Annotated in this window: 4 protein-coding genes; all 4 read right to left on the reverse strand. The window is 58.5% G+C overall.

The window, feature by feature from the left end:
- Positions 1 to 189: 189 nt before the first annotated feature.
- Complete coding sequence (gene mrx(F), locus ACU696_RS20930) at positions 190 to 1,383, reverse strand: macrolide resistance MFS transporter Mrx(F) (RefSeq protein WP_406588834.1); 1,194 nt, start codon at positions 1,381 to 1,383, stop codon at positions 190 to 192.
- Positions 1,380 to 2,279: an Mph(F) family macrolide 2'-phosphotransferase gene (locus ACU696_RS20935; protein ID WP_447343235.1), complete on the reverse strand. Its 900-nt coding sequence runs from the start codon at positions 2,277 to 2,279 to the stop codon at positions 1,380 to 1,382. The genes mrx(F) and ACU696_RS20935 overlap by 4 nt, the downstream gene beginning before the upstream one ends.
- A gap of 58 nt (positions 2,280 to 2,337) precedes the next feature.
- Positions 2,338 to 2,919 (reverse strand): macrolide resistance transcriptional regulator MphR(F), encoded by a 582-nt coding sequence (gene mphR(F), locus ACU696_RS20940; protein WP_021263609.1) that lies wholly within the window; start codon positions 2,917 to 2,919, stop codon positions 2,338 to 2,340.
- A 315-nt stretch (positions 2,920 to 3,234) separates the two neighbouring features.
- On the reverse strand, positions 3,235 to 3,566 hold a 332-nt coding region (locus ACU696_RS20945), incomplete at its 5' end, for a transposase (RefSeq protein WP_406588833.1).

The following is a 3,566-nucleotide window of genomic DNA, read 5'->3' on the forward strand; positions in this document are numbered from 1 at the left end:
GAGGCTGGCCAAAATTTCCTGCCGTGTCAAAATACCGATCGGCTTTGGAAAAACCATGAAACACTCCGGTGCCATGATCTTATCGAAAGCCTCGGAGCCTTCCAGCCAGAGCCTACGCTCCAACCCGGCAATCTGCTCTTTCAGTGCTGCATGCATGTCGGTTTCTCCTTATGCCGAGGGAATTGAGGCTCAGCGCGGCCCGGCGTCCGCGGACCGCGACCACAACTGCGTACACATGGTAGCCAACGCCGTAGCCAGCATGCAGGCCATCAGCGCCATGCCACTTCCCAGCGTCTCGACCAGGAGACCCGTTAGGAGGGCAATTGGTATCCCTGCCGCCAAAGTCAGAACTGCACTCGCGCTTTGCACCCGTCCGCGCAGATGCTGAGGCGCTTGGATGAAGAGCATAGTGTTCAGGGCGACACCCAAAGGGGCCAGCAGAAGCCCATAGATGAAGGCCAACGGGAGGATGGCTGGGAGAGGCGGAAGAAGCGCCACCGGCACCATTGCCAATGACGCGACAATCACGAGAAGTGCAGTGAACTGCCCGGCCAGCTTTGGAAAGATCGTCAGCAGCAAGGCACCGCAGAGCGATCCGGCGCCGATCGAGGAAGCGGCCAAACCGAATTCCTGAGGCGCTCTGGCAGCCTGATGAAAAAGGGAGGGTAGCAGCACGCTCGTAGTAGTGCTGGTAAAACCCACCACCACCATGACAAGCAACGTCAGATAGGCGAGCGGAGGAGTGCGAAATATAAAGCCGAACGCCGAGAGCATGCCGCCATCATTACGCTTAGTGCGTCGGCGCGCCTCTGGGAGCCAGACGGCAATCAGAAGCGCCGAAAGCATGCTGCATGTGAAGGCGATGACCAGGGCCACGCTCGCACCGCCAAAGCCGATAGAGATACCAGCAAGGGCCGGACCGGCCACGAAGGACGCATTGCCGATCAGCGACTTGAGCGAAACGGCACGCGCCAGCGGGATCTGGCCAAGCCGCGCCAGTTCTGGAATGCGATTATCTTGCGCCGTCATGCCGGGGCTGTCGAGTAGCGCGCCCGCAGCCACCAGCACGGCGATGAAAGGCAGCGCTTCAGGCCCGAGCTGCACTATGGCAGGAACCGCACCCACGCAGACAGCGCTCGCCAATCCCGCGATGATCGCGACCCTGCGCGCGCCATGCCGATCGATCAGCGCCCCTCCGAAAAAAGCGCCGATAACCAAAGCAATAAGGCTCGCGCTTGCAATCGCTCCGGCCCAGAGCCCGCTGCCGCTGAGATCGAGTACCAACCACGGCAGGGCGACGGCGGCAAACGCATTGCCCAGGCGAAACAGGCACCCTGCGGCAAGTACACCCAGGAGCGGGGCCGCGGACCGACGGAGCGTCAAATCCCTGGCGCCGACAAAAGCCCCTGGGCACCCTCCAGATGCTCTGCGCTGCCCGTCTTAAGGGCGAACATAGCATATCGGATGCCCTCGGCGCTCTGCAGCATCTTGCAATGCTCAACTATACGCGGCCAGGTTTGTCCCCCCGCCGCCTCGTAGTGACCGAGGAGGTCGCGCAGGCTAGCTTCGCCGAACACCTTGAGATGTCCAGCCAGATCGATTCCAGGATCGCCGATATGAGCCTCACTCCAGTCGATTATCCCGCAGACAGTACCGTCCGATTTGACCATGACATGCCCGACATAAAGATCGCCGTGCACTGAGGCGGCATGGGTAGGCCAGAATGACAAGTCAGCAAGCCAAGCGCGCCAGAGGGCAAGTCTTGCTGCCGGTACCTCAAAGCTTTTCTCGACAGTTTCGAGATCGCGCGTCCAGTTCTCTCGTACGGCATCGATACTGAGATTGCTTAGCCCCGCGCTAATTGCATCGTCGGTGTCGAGCCCATGCAATTGCGCGAGCGCCGCGCCCAGCGTTTCAACATAGACCGGAGAATTCTGGTCAAAGTGCCAGGTCGTCTCATAGGTCGAGGCGTCAAATGTCAGCCCCGGATTGCCCGGCAGGGAGGGGTAGGCGATGAGATCATCGCTAAAGACCTTCCAGTCCGGCACAGCGACTGGCAGCCGACTGCGGAAATAGTCGAGTATCTTCGCTTCCTTGACTGCCGCACATGCCACGTCCGTCCGGCGCGGCATCCGCAAAACCCACTCTACAGCGTCCCCATCCCTGCCGAAAGCAACTTGGAAATCGAGGCCCATTTCGTTGAGCCTAAGGGAATCGGGCGCAAGCTCCAAGCCTGCCTCCCTGGCCAGCTTCAGTATTCGGTCCGTGTCGTGCAGCATCGCATATCTCATTTATAATTATAACTTGCGCGTATGTTATAAACTGATGGAGCAATTGTCAATCGTTTGGCGCAATGCCATTGCCGGGAAAGATCAGGTCCAGCTGAAGCCGTATGTGATCGAGGATATGCCGTTTGAGTTCGCTTGGGCTGTCCACACCCGCCTGAAGTGCTGCGCCCTGCATGGTGGCCTGGATAAGACTTGCCAGCATATCATTTTGCCCCTCGGAAGCGTCGGGCAGTCGCTCCGAGATGGCGTTTCTGATAAGGCGGTTCCTGGCCTTGGCAATGGTATTGAGTTCCTTGTCTACCATGTCGTCGCGCAGCATCATCAGCAGAGATGGCAACCGGTCGTCGCTACCCATCGAATTCACGAGAGTACGAAGGAAAGTCCAGACGTCATCGACACCCTGATGAGAGGGCGCCTCTTGCAAGTACTCTTCGAGCATCTGGAGCCCGCGTTCTGCGACCCGCAGTTGCAGGCCGTCGCGATTCTGGAAGCGTTGAATCAAGGCGGCTCGGCTGAGGCCTACTTCCGTGGCAACGTCAGACAGGGTGAACGCCTCACGTTGAGGGCGCAACATGATCTTCAGAGCCGCATCAAGGACGGTATTGTCATCGACGGTTTTGGGTCTCGGCACGCAATCACCCCGACTGTTGGAATGCGCAAACTCTATATAACTGTCGCGTCAGTTACAATTGAGGTATTTGAGAAGCGGGCGCTACGGTGATTTCCATTTCAAGGCTGGGGCGGTCCAGTTGATTTGCGGGGGTCGACGATTTGTTGAACGAAACTGGCGTTTTACGGGCGCCGAGCGGTGTAATCGCCTGCTGTATCGCGCATTGTTCCGATGTCACTGAGAAGCCTATCGCTCGCATAGAAGAGCTCACACCGCGCCAAACTTCGCGCCCGCCAGCTACCTATGAATTCGGCTAAAACTCTAAGAAATTCTAGGTCATGTTGACAAATGGCGGATCCAGAGACGGATCGACGTGATGTCAATGAAGCCGAGGAAGCTTTCCGCGGTTTTGTCGTAGCGGGTCGCGACACGCCTGGCGTTTTTGAGTTTGTTGAAGCAGCGTTCGACCAGATTACGCAGGCGATACAGGGAGCGATCGACACCAATCCGCTTCTTGCGAGACTTGCGCATCGGTATCACGGGCAGGACGTTGCGCCCCTCCATGCCGTCTCTGATCTTGTCTGCATCGTAGCCGCGATCCGCGAGCAGCACACTCGGGCGGGGCAGATTATCCGCCATCACCAGATCGAAGCCGAGATAGTCTGACG

The sequence above is a fragment of the Providencia sp. PROV_01 genome, from assembly GCF_053098325.1.

Coding starts and splice junctions, on each gene's coding strand:
- ACU696_RS20935 (WP_447343235.1), bottom strand. CDS start 2,279: ATGCTGCACGACACGGACCGAATACTGAAGCTGGCCAGGGAGGCAGGC.